This window comes from Acidisoma sp. PAMC 29798 (assembly GCF_030252425.1).
GTDB lineage: Bacteria > Pseudomonadota > Alphaproteobacteria > Acetobacterales > Acetobacteraceae > Acidisoma > Acidisoma cladoniae.
Genome location: NZ_CP126994.1, coordinates 441,254 through 456,115 on the forward strand (window position 1 = coordinate 441,254; position 14,862 = coordinate 456,115).

The following is a 14,862-nucleotide window of genomic DNA, read 5'->3' on the forward strand; positions in this document are numbered from 1 at the left end:
ACTGCTGTCGAATCAGGAGCTGCAGAATGCCGCAAGCAGCCCCATCTCCAAGGTGATCAATCTTCCCACTCCTCAACGCCGCCATGGTGCGAGCAAGTCCCACGGTGATGGTGGCTGTAACTGTGGGTGCCGTCCTCGCAGATGGCAGTTTCACGGCCGTAGTGGCTGTCCGGATGCTTGGTCGGGCGGTGGACCTCGGAGCCGTCCGTCGAGCGGTAGTATTGGTTCGTATCGCTCTGGGCGAAGGCTGGCGGTCCAAGCAGGAGCGCCAAAGCTAGAGCGACTGGCAAGAGGCGGAATCGATTCGTCATCACGCAATCTGTTGCGTAATCAAACTGGCCGTCAAGGGGTTGGTGACGGCAGGGGGAGGGCGGATCACCCGGCTTGGCGTGACGACACGCATCCGTGTGCAGACGGCTATGCAGGCGGTCGCGGGGCCGTGACAGAGGCCAGTCGATGGGCGTGCCTGGCGGGGCGCCCTTCGCATCAAGGCCGATTACGATACGCGGCCAACGAACTGGCCAGGGATGCCCTGGCACGCAGCACTTTTATCGTCTGTACGTTGTTGAGCCCCTCGGGCCATGAAAAGCGTGAGACATCTCGCAGAACTAAAGCTTCTGTCAGCGCTGCGAACAGTCGTTGCGCTTCGCTTCTGCGCGCAATGTCGTGGCAATAGGCCATTCGTATTCCTAATCAGCAATGAGACGGGCGCCGAATAGAAATGCGGGCAGGCCGGAGTATGGCAAAATAGTGAGTATCACTGCTTCGTGAGGATTGTTGTCTAATGTTTGTGAAGTGGAAGCAGCAGGCACCGCGGTGCTTCTGTTGAGTAACACAGCGGGGCCCATCACGGCGCCAACCGATCTGGCCGCGCGGAGCGAACCCGCACGGGGATCATCCACCCCGGGCCTTTAAGCGCCGCCAGCAATCCCGCGGCTAATCAATTAGGTGTGCGCCTTTTGGTCATTTTGCCTAAGGAGATGCCCTAAAGGGTTACGCTTTATGGCTTCGGAGACATTGCCGGCTCGTTATAGTGGAGACGTGGGAGGCGGTGGAGCAAGCGGCGCAACCATGGGCGAGAGTCTAATGGAAACCCTGCGGGTATCGAGGTCGCGGTTGTGGCCGCCACGGCGAGGCTGTGGACTGGTGCAGCTGTTATGGTGGAGCCGATCAGTATCGCACTGATCCTGAATGCTCCGAAAAGCATCCCGCGTCCTTACGCCGACCCCATTGATGTAGCAGAACGGCCCACTACAATTACACTTGCAAAGCTCTTAGCAAGGCCGCCCTAATATACAGAGTACAGCAGGCCGAAGAAGAATGAAAGCTGGTCAACTTCTATAATATGTAGGTCGAGCTTTACGAAGGTTTTGTTGACGCGGCTTATGACCCGCCCTTCGCCCCCTCAACGATTGAGGTGATCATAGCCGCTGGCAATATGGCACCGGCAACCGCGGCAGCGAAATCTGGATAGATATGAGGTAGCCCTGCTCGTCGAATGCGCGCTTTGTTGCTGGGCTGCGGAAAACCCTCCTAAGCCATCCGTTGCGCGGTCAAGGTAATTTGCGATCATGGCCGTCTGGCGCCTCAAGAGGCCTATGCTTGCCTGGATCGCAACAAACGGGTCCTTGAATGCCATAAGAGACCAAGAGTACGCTGTGAGTCCGCACCCTGGCTGGTGCGAGCGGTGGTCACTCCCCCGCCGGGACGGGCAGATAGCCCCATCCTGCAGCCACTCGGTGAGAACCTTCTCGACCATGCGCTATTGGCACTCGCATTCATGCCGCGATGTCCCCAACGGCTGTTCGATGAAATGGGACTGGGAGTGGGTCTAAACGCCTGACGAGGGAATTAGTTGAATGAATTCAACGTCTTGTCGGACGATTCTGGCGGAGAGAGTGGGATTCGAACCCACGGTACGCTTTCACGCACACACGCTTTCCAAGCGTGCGCCTTAAACCACTCGGCCATCTCTCCAGCGGCACGCTTCCTAGCCAGAACCGGGCGCTTCCGCAACCGCCTCCGGCGCGAACCACCCTCCCTAGGCGCGGCCGGCTAGGCGCGGCCGGCTAGGCGCGGCCGGCTAGGCGCGGCCGGCTAGGCGCGGCCGGCTAGGCGCGGCCGGCTAGGCGCGGCCGGCTAGGCGCGGCCGGCTAGGCGTCGATCTTCAACGCCGCCAGGAAGGCGCTCTGCGGGATTTCGACCTTGCCGAACTGCCGCATCCGCTTCTTGCCCTCTTTCTGCTTTTCCAGCAGCTTGCGCTTGCGGCTGATGTCACCGCCATAGCACTTGGCCGTCACGTCCTTCGACATCGCGCCGATCGTCTCGCGGGCGATGATCCGGCCGCCGATCGCCGCCTGGATGGCGATCTTGAACAGCTGCTTGGGGATCAAATCCTTCAGCTTGGCGCAAATCGCCCGACCCCGCGCCTCAGCCGCCGAGCGGTGGGCGATGAAGCTCAAGGCGTCTACCGGGTCCTGGTTCACCAGGATGGAAATCCGCACCAGATCGCTCTCGGCGTAGCTGTCCATGGCATAGTCGAAGCTCGCATAGCCCTTGGTGCTCGACTTCAGGCGATCGTAGAAATCGAACACCACCTCATTGAGCGGCAGCTTGTAGACGGCCATGGCGCGGGTGCCGACATAGGTCAGGTCCTGCTGCTGGCCTCGCCGCTCGTTACAGAGGGTCAGCACAGAGCCCAGATGTTCGTCCGGCACCATGATCGTCGCTTTGATCCAGGGCTCGTCGATATGGGCGATCTGCATCGGGTCCGGCATATCGGCCGGGTTATGCAGCTCCTCCATCGTCCCGTTGGTGCGGGTGATGTGATACACCACCGAAGGCGCGGTCGCGATCAGGTCGAGGTCGAATTCCCGCGACAGCCGCTCCTGAATGATCTCCAGATGCAGCAGACCCAGAAATCCGCAGCGGAAGCCAAACCCGAGCGCGGCCGAGCTTTCGGCCTCATAGTGGAAGCTTGCATCGTTCAGGCGCAGGCGGCCCAGGCTCTCCCGCAGCTTCTCGAAATCATCCGCATCCACCGGGAACAGCCCGCACCAAACGACGGGGATGGAGGGTTTGAAGCCCGCCAGCGGCTCGGCGGCCGGGCGGCGGTCATCGGTGATGGTGTCGCCCACATTGCAGTCGGCCACCGTCTTGATGGCGGCATTGATATAGCCGATCTCCCCTGGCCCCAACTCGTCCACCGGCTCCATCTTCGGCCGGAAGAAGCCGACCTGATCGACCGTATGGGTCGAGCCCTTGGCCATGAAGCGGATCTTCTGGCCCTTCTTCAGGCGGCCGTCCTTGACCCGCACCAGAATGATGACGCCGAGATAGGCATCGTACCAGCTATCGACCAGCAGGGCCTTCAGTGGCGCGTCGATATCGCCTGTGGGCGGGGGCAGGCGGGTCACCAGCGCCTCCAGCACGCCCTCGATATTGACGCCCGTCTTGGCGCTGATCATGACCGCGTCGGAGGCATCGATGCCGATGACGTCCTCGATCTGCTCCTTCACCCGGTCGGGCTCGGCGGCGGGCAGGTCGATCTTGTTCAGGATCGGCACGATCTCGTGGCGGGCCTCGATCGCCTGATAGACATTGGCAAGGGTCTGCGCCTCGACGCCCTGGCTGGCATCGACCACGAGGAGCGAACCCTCGCAGGCCGCCAAGCTGCGGCTAACCTCATAGGCGAAGTCGACATGGCCCGGCGTGTCCATGAGGTTCAGCGCATAGGTCAGGCCATCTTTGGCGGTGTAGCTCAGGCGCACGGCCTGGGCCTTGATGGTAATGCCGCGTTCCTTCTCCAGCTCCATGGTGTCGAGCACCTGCTCGGTCATCTCACGGGCAGACAGGCCGCCGGTCACCTGAATCAGGCGATCGGCCAGCGTCGACTTACCGTGGTCGATATGGGCGATGATGGAGAAGTTGCGGATCAGGGAAAGCGGCGTGTCGGTCATGCCCCGTCACATAGTGGAACGGCCGCGCCCTGTCAGCCGTGTTGAACGGTTTGCGTTGCGACCCGGCCCTGCCACAGGCACAGCAGCGGTGTCACGCCCAGCTCCATGACGAGACCAAAGATCATCGGGGCAGGGGGCAGCCCTTCGACCAGGATGCCGAACAGGCGGCCGAGGCCGCCTATCACCACGATGGCGGTCAGCAGCCGGAACCGCGCCGTGCGGTGCTCGATGGCGGGAAGGGTGCTCCAGAAACCGAGGCCGATGGCCAGCAGCAGGCCTGAGAGGTAGCGCAGGTGGCTGTCTAACGTCAGATTCGCGACTGGATCGCCGCCGAGCATGGCGGCACCCCGGATCATGCCGGACAGGCCGGCGGCCACGGGCACGATGCCGGCGATAGCCACCACACCGCGCAACGCCCATGCTTCAAACCCTAAGGCTTCAAGCTTCAGGTTGCGCATTCGACGCGGTCGCGGCCGCTTTCCTTGGCGATGTAGAGCGCCGCATCCGCGCGGGCGAGGGGGATGTCGAGCCCCGTATCGGCCGGCGCCACCGACGCCAGGCCGATGCTGATGGTGAAATGGATCGCCGCGCCATCACGCCCCAGGCGCAGCGCCGCCACGGCCGCGCGCAGCCGCTCCGCCGTCTGGCGGGCGCTGACCGCATCGGCATCCGCCAGCAACACCGCGAATTCCTCGCCGCCGAGGCGGCCGACCAAGTCCGAACCTCGCGTACCCTCTCGTAGCGCCTTTGCCAGCGCCTGCAGCACGGTATCCCCGGTCGCATGGCCATGCTGATCGTTGATCAGCTTGAAGCGGTCGGCGTCGATCATCAGCAGGCTGAGTGGCTGCTGATGGCGTTTGGCTTGTTCCAGAATGCTGGCCCCACGCTCGAAGAAGCTGCGACGATTGAGCGCACCCGTCAGGGGGTCGATCGTGGCGAGGGTCATCAATTGCAGCGCATAGCGGGAGATGCGGTGAACCAGCGGGCGGAAGATAGCCAAGGCCTCAACCATCAGGGTCAGCAGAATCACGATCAGCGTCGTGTCCTGAATGCGCCGGAGCGTTCTGAGCTGCGTCTCACTGGCGCGCTGATGGGCCATCACGACGGCTTCGAGCCCTACCAATAGCGGCGCGCGCGCCTGGGCAAACAGGGCCGTGAGCAGCGGCTTCATGCGGGGGTCGGCTGGCGACAGGGTGAGGACCATCGTCGCCGCGGCGCTGTAGCGGCGGACCTGGGCATCCAGCGGATCGGGACCGCCGAAATAGAGCGCTTGCAGGCCGGGCGATGATGCGGCCGGGGGCAGATCCTCGGCCGGGTCGCCATGGACAAGGCGCGCATGGGCGGTATCGAACTGCGTCAGCGCGAGTTCCAGGGACGCCCGCGCGCCCGCGTCCCCCAGGGCGTATTGCGCCGCCAGGCTCGCGATGCGTTGGGACAGCATGCGCTGGCGCCCGCTCACATTCACCACGGCGGCTGAGCCGTTTTCGGTGTGCAGGGCGTGTTGCAGCGTGAGGTGGGACACGACGGTGAGAAGCGCCACGATGGTCAGCGCCGCGAGGTAGCCCAGGGTCAGCCGCCTGACGATAGGGGGCGCCGCCGGCCTCGGATCAGACATTATGATTGCACAAGCGCGGCCCTTCCGATGGGCGTAAGGTCACCTTAATCTTTAAACTCATGGCATCGGGGCTCGGATGCAAGCGCCGCGAGGTTGCCGATCCCGCCATCTCCTGCCATAGCCGCCCCCCTCTTTTTAGTATTGCGCACGACATGATGAAACGCCGCCGGCGCGGCCGTCCCTTGGATGGCTGGCTGATCCTCGACAAGCCCCAGGGCCCCACCAGCACCGATATGGTGAACAAGGTGAAGCGCCTGTTCGACGCCGAGAAGGCGGGGCATGGCGGCACGCTCGATCCGCTGGCCACCGGCCTGCTGCCGATCGCCTTCGGCGCTGCCACCAAGACCGTGCCCTACGTGATGGACGGCACCAAGAAATACCGCTTCACCATTCGTTTCGGGGAAGCGCGGGACACTGACGATGCCGATGGCGCGGTGATCGAAACCACGGACGCGCGTCCCGATGATGCCGCCATCGAAGCCGCCCTGCCGGCGTTCCGGGGCAGCATCATGCAAATCCCGCCGATCTATTCCGCCATCAAGGTGGCGGGCGAACGCGCCTATGACATGGCGCGCGAAGGCCGCGCCCCGGTGATGGAGCCCCGCCCCGCCCAGGTCGATCGCTTCGTGCTGATCGATCGGCCGGATGCGGATACGGCGGTGTTCGAGGTCGAATCCGGCAAGGGCGTCTATATGCGCAGCCTGGGGCGTGACATCGCCCGGGCCTGCGGCAGCCTCGGCCATATCACCGTCCTGCGCCGGCTGCGGGTCGGCCCCTTTACCGAGGAAATGGCGATTTCCCTGGACAAGCTGGAAATGGGGGAGGATATGGCCCCCATCTCCCCGGAGCTTTTGCTGCCGGTCGCGACCGCGCTGGCCGACATCCCGGCGCTGGCCCTGACCGAGAGTGAAGCCATCGGCCTCAGCCATGGCCAGGCGATTAGTCTGGTCGATCTTATGGGGCGGATACCGGACGGCGCCAATCCCGCAGGTGGTTTGGCGCGCGCCATGGTGGGGGGCCGCGTGATCGGATTATGCCGGCTTGAAGAAGGCTGGATGAAGCCCGAACGCCTGTTGTAACTCCAGACCACAGGGATCTTTCACGATGTCGATTACAGACGAGCGTCGCACGACGCTGATTTCCGAATATGCCACGGGCGCCAATGATACCGGCAGCCCCGAGGTCCAGGTCGCGATCATTTCCGAGCGCATCGTGAACCTCACCGAGCACCTCAAAATCCACGCCAAGGATTTCCATAGCCGGCGTGGCTTGCTGATGCTGGTCGGCCGTCGCCGCCGGCTGCTCGATTACCTGAAGCGCAAGGACGCCTCGCGCTATACCACGGTGATCGGCCGCCTCGGCCTGCGCCGCTAAAAGACGCTATGCGACCACCTTCCGCCACGCGGGGGAAGGTGGGTTTCGCCGCATCGGCGGCGCGACAATGCAGCCGCGCATGCGGCGGCAGATAAGGCAAGCCGGCCCGGCAACCCGAAGCGGTCCGGGGCAACACGGCGTTTCCGGCCACATGGCCGGCGGATGCGGTCTTACCAGACTAGACCACGCATTCCGCTCCCCATGCCGCCCGAGACGCCGAAGCCCCGTTTCTTTGGCCCTGCCAGGCTCGCCCGTCCATTCGCCGTCGCATCCTGCGCACTTGAAAGGATGTTTGAATGTTCAATTATTTCCGCAAGGAAATCGAATGGGGCGGTCGCCCCCTCATCATGGAAACGGGCAAGATCGCCCGCCAGGCCGATGGCGCCGTCCTGATCACCTATGGCGACACCATCGTGCTCTGCACGGCGGTCGGCGCCAAAAGCGTCAAGCCGGGGCAGGACTTCTTCCCGCTGACGGTCAACTACCAGGAAAAGGCCTTCGCGGCCGGCAAGATTCCCGGTGGCTTCTTCAAGCGTGAAGGCCGCCCGAATGAGAACGAGACGCTGGTCAGCCGCCTGATCGACCGTCCGCTGCGCCCGCTCTTCCCCGAAGGGTTCCGCAACGAGGTTCAGGTCGTCGCCACTGTCCTCGCCCATGACCTTGAGAACGATCCCGACATCGTGTCCCTGATCGGCTGTTCGGCCGCGCTGACCCTGTCCGGCATCCCCTTCTTCGGCCCCGTCGCCGCCGCCCGCGTCGCGCGCATCGGGGGTGAATTCATCCTCAACCCGACGCTCGCCCAGACCGAGGAAAGCGAGCTTGATCTCGTCGTCGCCGGCACCGCCGAAGGCGTGCTGATGGTCGAGAGCGAGGCGAAGGAGCTGTCTGAGCAGATCATGCTCGACGCCGTGACCTTCGGCCACACCGCCTTCCAGGTCGTGCTCGCCGCGATCATCGAGCTTGCCGAGCATGCCGCGAAGGAGCCTTGGGCCCTGCCGGAGAAGTCGGCCGCCGAGGTTTCGCTCGCCGCGCGCGTCGATGCGCTGGCGCGTGCCGACATCAAGGAAGCCTATAACGAGACCCAGAAGGCCGCCCGTTACGAGAAGATCGGCGCCGCCAAGAAGGCCGCCGGCGTCGCGCTGACGGCCGAGGGCCTCGATGCCGATAAGGCGAAGGGCCTGTTCAAGGACCTCGAAGCCGATATCGTGCGCAACACGATCCTCGACACGGGCCTGCGCATCGACGGCCGCGACACCCGCACGGTGCGCCCGATCGTCGCCGAAGTCGGCATCCTGCCGCGCGCCCATGGCAGCGCGCTGTTCACCCGTGGTGAGACTCAGGCGCTCTGCGTCGTGACGCTTGGCACCGGCCAGGACGAGCAGATGATCGACGCGCTTGAGGGCGAGTATCGCGAGCACTTTATGCTCCACTATAACTTCCCTCCGTACTCAGTCGGTGAAGCCGGCCGCATGGGCTCTCCGGGCCGCCGCGAAATCGGCCATGGCAAGCTTGCCTGGCGCGCCATCCACCCGCTGCTGCCCGCCAAGGACAAGTTCCCGTACACCCTTCGCGTGGTCAGCGAGATCACCGAGAGCAACGGCTCCTCCTCGATGGCGACCGTCTGCGGCACCTCGCTCTCCCTGATGGATGCGGGCGTTCCGCTCATCCGTCCGGTCGCGGGCATCGCCATGGGCCTGATCAAGGAAGACCGTGGCTTTGCCGTGCTGTCCGACATCCTGGGCGACGAGGATCACCTCGGCGACATGGACTTTAAGGTGGCCGGCACCGAGCAGGGCGTCACCAGCCTGCAGATGGACATCAAGATCACGTCGATCACGCCCGAGATCATGAAGATCGCGCTGGATCAGGCCAAGGAAGGCCGTTTGCATATCCTTGGCGAGATGGCCAAGGCGCTGACCGAAGGTCGTGGGGGCGTTGCCGCCACGGCACCGCGCATCACCATCATCACCGTGCCGAAGGACAAGATTCGCGAAGTCATCGGCCAGGGCGGCAAGGTCATCCGTGAGATCGTCGAGCAGACGGGCTGCAAGATCGACATCGACGATGACGGCACGATCAAGATCGCGTCCACCAGCGACGAGAAGACGCAGGCCGCCATCGACAAGATCCAGGGCATCGTTGCCGAGCCCGAAATCGGCCGCATCTACAACGGCAAGGTCGTGAAGGTCGCCGATTTCGGTGCTTTCGTGAACTTCCTCGGCGCCAAGGATGGTCTCGTGCATATCAGCGAGCTGTCGGTCAACCGCGTTTCCAAGACCTCCGATGCCGTGACTCAGGGCGATGCCGTGAAGGTCAAGGTCATCGGCTTCGACGATCGCGGCAAGGTCAAGCTGTCGATGAAGCAGGTCGATCAGGCGACGGGTCAGGACATTGCGTCCAAGCCGCGCCAGGACGACGCCGCAGAGTAAGTCGCGGAATAGATCGTCGTCCCCGGGCACACCGCCCGGGGACGACGGCGACAACCGCGATGTCGTCGGGCGGATAAGCGCAGCGTCATCCGCCATTCCCACCACACCGGAATGCCTAGGAACCCCAATGTCCGGGCGTGGCCGACCTTCCAAACTTCGCGCCTTTCTCGACATCCTCGCGTTCCATGCCGTGACCGCCTGCCTCGGTTTTCTCCGTCGCCTGGGACCCGTCCGCGCCTCGAACTTCGCGGCCAGCGTTGCCCGCATCATCGGCATGCGCCTCCCAGTCTGCCGGGTCGCTGACCGCAACCTCCGCCAAGCCTTCCCCGAAATGACCGCCGCCACACGCCGCGCGACGATCGCCAAGGTGTGGGACACGCTCGGCCGCAACGTCGGTGAACTGGCGCATCTCGCCCAGCTCCGCGAAACCGCCACCGGCCCCGGTTGGGAAATGGTCGGGCGCGATAACCTGCCGCCGGGACAGGCGATCTTCTTCTCCGCCCATTTCGGGAATTGGGAGATGGTGCTGCCCATAGCTTCCCAGCTCGGCCGCGCCGTCTCGGGCTTCTATCGCCCCGCCTCGAACGTCGTGATGGACGGCGTGATCATGGCCCAGCGGTCCGCTGCGCTGGAGCCGGGCGTGACGATGTTCCCGAAAGGCGCCCGCGGCGCCCGCGCCGCCCTGACTCATCTCGTCTCGGGCGGGTCGCTCGGCCTGCTGGTCGATCAGAAGATGAATGACGGCATCGCCGCGCCCTTTTTCGGCCGCATGGCCATGACGGCGCCGGCGGCGGCGCAATTCGCGCTGCGATTCGGCCTGCCTCTGGTGCCCATCCGGGTCGAGCGTCTGGGGCCTGCGCGCCTGCGCATGGTCTGCGAACCGGCGCTCGATGTGCCGCGCAGCGGTGATCGGCAGGCCGATGTCTACGCCCTGACGGTGGCCATGAACGCGACGATCGAGCGTTGGGTCACTGCCGATCCCGGCTCCTGGTTGTGGCTGCACAAGCGCTGGCCGAAGGAGCCGGCAAATCCGGCCTGAGCTTGCCCCGAAGCCGCTTTAGAGGCATACAGGGCTTATCTATCGCACCCCTCGGGGCGGCGATATTTCTGGCGCGCGTCGTGCTCCATGACCCGCTGATCCAACCCAACCCGTTTGTCCACTCCTGCCAGTCCCCACTCTTGATTGAGCAGCGCCGAGAGACCGTTGAGCGATACGCCCCCATCTGACCAGCCGCCCCTTCCGCCCATCTCCGCCTTCCAGCCCGTTATGCTGGAGGAGGAGATGCGACGCTCCTACCTCGACTACGCCATGTCCGTCATTGTCGCGCGGGCGCTGCCCGACGCGCGGGACGGGTTGAAGCCGGTCCATCGCCGCATTCTGTTCGCGATGCAGGAATCGGGCTTCACGCCCGACAAGCCCTATCGCAAATCGGCCCGCATCACCGGTGACGTGATGGGTAAGTATCACCCGCACGGCGATGCCTCGATCTATGACGCCCTCGTCCGTATGGCGCAGCCCTTTTCGATGCGCGTCCGCCTGATCGACGGCCAGGGTAACTTCGGCTCTGTCGATGGCGACCCACCGGCGGCCATGCGCTACACCGAGTCGCGCCTTGCCGCCGCCAGCATGCTGCTGCTGAACGACATCGACCGCGATACCGTCGATTTCCAACCCAACTATGATGAGAGCGCCGAGGAACCGAAGGTTCTACCGGCGTCGTTCCCGAACCTGCTGATCAACGGCGCCAACGGCATTGCCGTCGGCATGGCGACCAATGTCCCGCCGCATAACCCGACCGAGATCATCGACGCGACATTGGCGATGATCGAGAATCCGGGCCTGACGCTGGATGAGTTGCTCGCCATCGTTCCCGGCCCCGATTTCCCGACCGCCGGCATCATCATCGGCCGCGCCGGCATCCGCTCCGCCTTTGAGACCGGGCGCGGCAGCGTGATCCTGCGCGCCCGCGCCGAGTTCGAGGAGGTCCGCAAGGATCGTACCGCGATCATCGTCACGGAAATCCCCTATCAGGTGAATAAATCCACCTTGATGGAGCGCATCGCGGATCTGGTCCGCTCCAAGCAGGTCGAGGGCATTTCCGACTTGCGGGACGAAAGCGATCGCTCTGGCATGCGCATCGTCATCGAGCTGAAGCGCGACGCGACGCCGGAGGTGGTGCTGAACCAGCTCTATCGCTTCACCCAGCTTCAGACCTCCTTCGGCGTGAACATGCTGGCGCTCGACAATGGCCGCCCGCGCCAGATGGGCGTGCGCGAGGCACTGACCTGCTTCATCACTTTCCGCGAGGATGTCATCCTCCGCCGCGCGCGGCATGATCTCGCCCGCGCGCGGGATCGCGGCCATTTGCTCGTCGGCCTCGCCATCGCCGTCGCCAATATCGATGAGGTCATTCGCCTCATCCGCGCGGCGCCCGATGCCGCCGCCGCCCGCGCGGCCTTGATGGACCGGGACTGGCCGGCCGATGACGTGTTGCCACTGCTCGCTCTGATCGAGGATCGCGGCAATATCGTCGGCGAGACCAATCTCGTGCGCCTGACGGAAGCGCAGGCGCGCGGCATTCTCGACCTGCGCCTGCAGCGCCTGACCGGCCTGGAGCGGAACAAGATCCAGGCCGAGCTGACCGAGGTCGCCGCCAAGATCGCGGATTTGCTGGAGATCATCGCCTCGCGCCCCCGCCGGCTCCAAGTGATGCGCGAGGAATTGGCCGAGGCCCGGGCCGAAATCGGCTCTCCGCGCATGACCGAGATCATCGACGCCGCCGCTGACCAGGATGATGAAAGCCTGATCGAGCCCGGCCAGATGGTGGTGACCATCACGCGCGACAACTTCATCAAGCGCACGCCGCTCGAAACCTTCCGCCAGCAAAATCGTGGCGGGCGCGGACGCACCGCCGCCGCCACGCGCGGCAGTGACGTGGTGACGCGCAGCTTCAACGGCCATACCCATCAATGGGTACTGTTCTTCTCCTCGGGCGGCAAAGCCTATCGCGAGAAGGTCTGGCGCCTGCCGGAGGCCGGGCCGCAGGGCAAGGGCCGCGCGCTCATCAACCTGCTGCCGGAGCTTGGCACCGATACCATCACCACGGTGCTGCCGCTGCCGCAGGATGAGAGCCTGTGGGAGAATCTGCACCTCGTCTTCGCGACCGCCGCCGGCAATGTCCGCCGCAACAAGCTCTCCGATTTCCGCAATATGCGGACCTCGGGCCTCATCGCCATGAAGCTTGACGAGGGCGATCACCTGATCGGCGTCGCCACCTGCCGCGACGGGGACGATATGATGCTGGCGACCGAGCGCGGCCGTTGCATCCGCTTCCATATCCATGGCGACAATCTGCGCGTCTTCGCAGGTCGTGATTCCGCCGGCGTGCGGGGCATTCGGCTTGCCGCCGGTGACCGCGTCATCGGCTTGTCCGTGCTGCGTCACCTCGAAGCCAGCACCGAAGAGCGCGTCGCCTTCCTCAAGATCATGGCCCAGAAGCGTCGTGGTTCTGACGAGGAAGAGGCCGAGGTCGAGGTGGAAGCCGAGGCCGAAGGCGTCTCGGTCGATGTCACCCTCTCGCCGGAGAAGTTCGCCGCGATGGAAGAGGCCGAGCAGATGCTGCTGACCGTGACGGATGGCGGCTTCGGCAAGCGGTCCTCCGCCTTCGACTATCGCGTCACGGGCCGAGGCGGGCAGGGCATCACCAATATCACCTTGGCGCCGCGCAATGGCACGGCGGTGGTCGCAACCTTCCCGGTGCGTCCGGGTGACGATCTCATGCTGGTGACGAATGCCGCGCGCCTCATCCGCGTGCCGGGCGACCAGATTCGCATCACCGGACGCCAGGCCATGGGCGTGACTTTGGTGCGCCTGACGGAGGGTGAGACCGTGACCAGCGTCTTCCCCGTCATGGAAGAGCCGACCGAGCCCGAGACGATCGAGGGCATCATCCCCGAAGCCATCGCGGATGAGACGTTCCCAGACGTATCCGACGACAGCGAGCCAGATGATGACGGCACCGCAGCCTGAGGTGTCGAGCCAGGTGAGGCCGATCGTGGAGAGGGTGGGGGTCTATCCCGGCACCTTCGACCCGATCACCAATGGCCATCTCGACATCATCGCCCGTAGCGCGCGGGTGGTGGACCGGCTGGTCATCGCCGTGGCGGTGAACACCGGCAAAGGCCCCATGCTGTCGCTGGAGGCGCGTGTGGCCTTGGTGCAGGACGTGACCGCCGATGTCGCGCGTGAGCACGGCATGGTCATCGACGTGCGTCCCTTCTCCACACTGCTCGTGCATTTCGTGCGGGATATGGGGGCGAGCGTCATCATTCGCGGCCTGCGGGCGATTTCGGATTTCGATTTCGAATTCCAACTCGCAGGCATGAACTACCGCCTTGATCCGACGATCGAGACGGTGTTCCTGATGGCGAGCGAGCGACACCAGTTCATCTCCTCGCGCTTCGTGAAGGAAATCGCGTCGTTCGGTGGAGATGTTTCGAGCTTCGTGCCGCCTTTGGCGGAACAACGGCTCGACGCGTGGGTGAAGGAGAAACAACAGTCATGATCATCAACCGAAGAGAGGCGATCGTCGTCGCCCTCGGCGCAACCGTGATGGGATTAGGAATGAGCGACGCACAGGCTGCGGCCGATACGCTGAACATGGAACTGAAATACGGCACGGTGGTCATCAAGCTGCGGCCCGATATCGCGCCGCAGGCCTCCGCCCGCCTGCTGAAGCTGGCCGGCGAAGGGTTCTATGACAACACGCCCTTCCACCGTGTCATTCCGGGCTTCATGGCCCAGGGTGGCGACCCCACTGGCACGGGATCGGGTGGCAGCCCGCTGCCCAACGTTCCGGCGGAATTCACGACCGACGCCAAGTTCCTGACCGGCACGGTCGGCATGGCGCGGACGGGCGACCCGAACAGCGCGAACAGCCAGTTCTTCATCTGCCTGGCGCCGACCCCCTGGCTCGACGGCCAGTACACCATCGTCGGTCAGGTCGTCAGCGGCATGGAATACGTCAATGATATCAAGAAGGGCGTCGGCCAGAGCGGCAGCGTGACCGACCCTGACCGGATCATCCACATGACGGTCGCGGCCCAGTAACAGGGCCGTTGCTACCCCGACGCGGGGCACCGCGTCGGGCGCCACTCTTGACGCAGGCTGAGCCATGCCCTTCAAGGCAGCCTGCGCGATGCGGAGAGCCCGTAGCTCAGCTGGTAGAGCACGTGACTTTTAATCATGGGGTCTCGGGTTCGAATCCCGACGGGCTCACCACTCTCCGCCGTTTCGCCGCAGCGTATTCCATGAAATTCAAGCATGTGATCACCACGGATGACGTCGATGATCGACGTAATCTCGATCGGAACGTGCACACCGCAATACCGTGAATGTGATGTTCCTCAACGCCAACTTAACTTGTCTGCAGTCAGAACGAAGGTTCATTCTCTTATAGTCGCAGCCGGGTCAGTCCAGAAATCC

At 64.2% G+C, this 14,862-nt stretch carries 11 protein-coding genes and 2 tRNA genes; 8 read left to right on the plus strand and 5 right to left on the minus strand.

Annotation, left to right across the window (positions count from 1 at the left end; genetic code table 11):
- Nucleotides 1–56: 56 nt before the first annotated feature.
- The 5 genes from QP803_RS23940 to QP803_RS02185 all read right to left on the minus strand — a co-directional run bounded on the left by QP803_RS23940 (nt 57) and on the right by QP803_RS02185 (nt 5,574).
- Nucleotides 57–311, minus strand: coding sequence for a DUF3761 domain-containing protein (locus tag QP803_RS23940; protein WP_350356055.1), 255 nt, complete (start codon nt 309–311; stop codon nt 57–59).
- Between the two features lie 1,576 nt (nt 312–1,887).
- Nucleotides 1,888–1,977, minus strand: a tRNA-Ser gene (locus QP803_RS02170).
- A gap of 176 nt (nt 1,978–2,153) precedes the next feature.
- Nucleotides 2,154–3,959 carry a translation elongation factor 4 gene (gene lepA, locus QP803_RS02175; protein ID WP_284946042.1) on the minus strand — a complete coding sequence of 602 codons (1,806 nt, stop codon included), beginning with the start codon at nt 3,957–3,959 and terminating at the stop codon, nt 2,154–2,156.
- Nucleotides 3,960–3,991: 32 nt separating this feature from the next.
- Nucleotides 3,992–4,417: a DUF4345 domain-containing protein gene (locus QP803_RS02180; RefSeq protein WP_284946043.1), complete on the minus strand. Its 426-nt coding sequence runs from the start codon at nt 4,415–4,417 to the stop codon at nt 3,992–3,994.
- Entirely contained in the window at nt 4,405–5,574 is a 1,170-nt protein-coding gene (locus QP803_RS02185; RefSeq protein ID WP_284946044.1) for a GGDEF domain-containing protein, read from the minus strand. Before QP803_RS02185 ends, QP803_RS02180 begins: the two co-directional genes overlap by 13 nt.
- Before the next feature lie 155 nt (nt 5,575–5,729).
- Between QP803_RS02185 and truB the strand changes: the two genes are divergently transcribed.
- The 8 genes from truB to QP803_RS02225 all read left to right on the plus strand — a co-directional run bounded on the left by truB (nt 5,730) and on the right by QP803_RS02225 (nt 14,658).
- Entirely contained in the window at nt 5,730–6,653 is a 924-nt protein-coding gene (gene truB, locus QP803_RS02190; protein ID WP_284947801.1) for a tRNA pseudouridine(55) synthase TruB, read from the plus strand.
- A 25-nt stretch (nt 6,654–6,678) separates the two neighbouring features.
- Nucleotides 6,679–6,948, plus strand: a complete 270-nt coding sequence (gene rpsO, locus QP803_RS02195; protein ID WP_284946045.1) for a 30S ribosomal protein S15 — start codon at nt 6,679–6,681, stop codon at nt 6,946–6,948.
- A gap of 296 nt (nt 6,949–7,244) precedes the next feature.
- Complete coding sequence (gene pnp / locus QP803_RS02200; protein ID WP_284946046.1) at nt 7,245–9,377, plus strand: polyribonucleotide nucleotidyltransferase; 2,133 nt, start codon at nt 7,245–7,247, stop codon at nt 9,375–9,377.
- Nucleotides 9,378–9,504: 127 nt separating this feature from the next.
- Nucleotides 9,505–10,416, plus strand: a complete 912-nt coding sequence (locus tag QP803_RS02205) for a lysophospholipid acyltransferase family protein (protein ID WP_284946047.1) — start codon at nt 9,505–9,507, stop codon at nt 10,414–10,416.
- A gap of 228 nt (nt 10,417–10,644) precedes the next feature.
- Entirely contained in the window at nt 10,645–13,407 is a 2,763-nt protein-coding gene (gene gyrA / locus QP803_RS02210) for a DNA gyrase subunit A (protein ID WP_284947802.1), read from the plus strand.
- Nucleotides 13,385–13,942, plus strand: a complete 558-nt coding sequence (coaD, locus tag QP803_RS02215) for a pantetheine-phosphate adenylyltransferase (RefSeq protein WP_284946048.1) — start codon at nt 13,385–13,387, stop codon at nt 13,940–13,942. The genes gyrA and coaD overlap by 23 nt, the downstream gene beginning before the upstream one ends.
- 59 nt (nt 13,943–14,001) lie before the next feature.
- On the plus strand, nt 14,002–14,487 hold the full coding sequence (locus tag QP803_RS02220) for a peptidylprolyl isomerase (RefSeq protein WP_284947803.1): 486 nt from the start codon (nt 14,002–14,004) through the stop codon (nt 14,485–14,487).
- 95 nt (nt 14,488–14,582) lie between these two features.
- A tRNA-Lys gene (locus QP803_RS02225) sits at nt 14,583–14,658 on the plus strand.
- Nucleotides 14,659–14,862 lie beyond the last annotated feature (204 nt).

Coding starts and splice junctions, on each gene's coding strand:
- QP803_RS23940 (WP_350356055.1), bottom strand. CDS start 311: ATGACGAATCGATTCCGCCTCTTGCCAGTCGCTCTAGCTTTGGCGCTC.
- lepA (WP_284946042.1), bottom strand. CDS start 3,959: ATGACCGACACGCCGCTTTCCCTGATCCGCAACTTCTCCATCATCGCC.
- QP803_RS02180 (WP_284946043.1), bottom strand. CDS start 4,417: ATGCGCAACCTGAAGCTTGAAGCCTTAGGGTTTGAAGCATGGGCGTTG.
- QP803_RS02185 (WP_284946044.1), bottom strand. CDS start 5,574: ATGTCTGATCCGAGGCCGGCGGCGCCCCCTATCGTCAGGCGGCTGACC.
- truB (WP_284947801.1), top strand. CDS start 5,730: ATGAAACGCCGCCGGCGCGGCCGTCCCTTGGATGGCTGGCTGATCCTC.
- rpsO (WP_284946045.1), top strand. CDS start 6,679: ATGTCGATTACAGACGAGCGTCGCACGACGCTGATTTCCGAATATGCC.
- pnp (WP_284946046.1), top strand. CDS start 7,245: ATGTTCAATTATTTCCGCAAGGAAATCGAATGGGGCGGTCGCCCCCTC.
- QP803_RS02205 (WP_284946047.1), top strand. CDS start 9,505: ATGTCCGGGCGTGGCCGACCTTCCAAACTTCGCGCCTTTCTCGACATC.
- gyrA (WP_284947802.1), top strand. CDS start 10,645: ATGCTGGAGGAGGAGATGCGACGCTCCTACCTCGACTACGCCATGTCC.
- coaD (WP_284946048.1), top strand. CDS start 13,385: ATGATGACGGCACCGCAGCCTGAGGTGTCGAGCCAGGTGAGGCCGATC.
- QP803_RS02220 (WP_284947803.1), top strand. CDS start 14,002: ATGAGCGACGCACAGGCTGCGGCCGATACGCTGAACATGGAACTGAAA.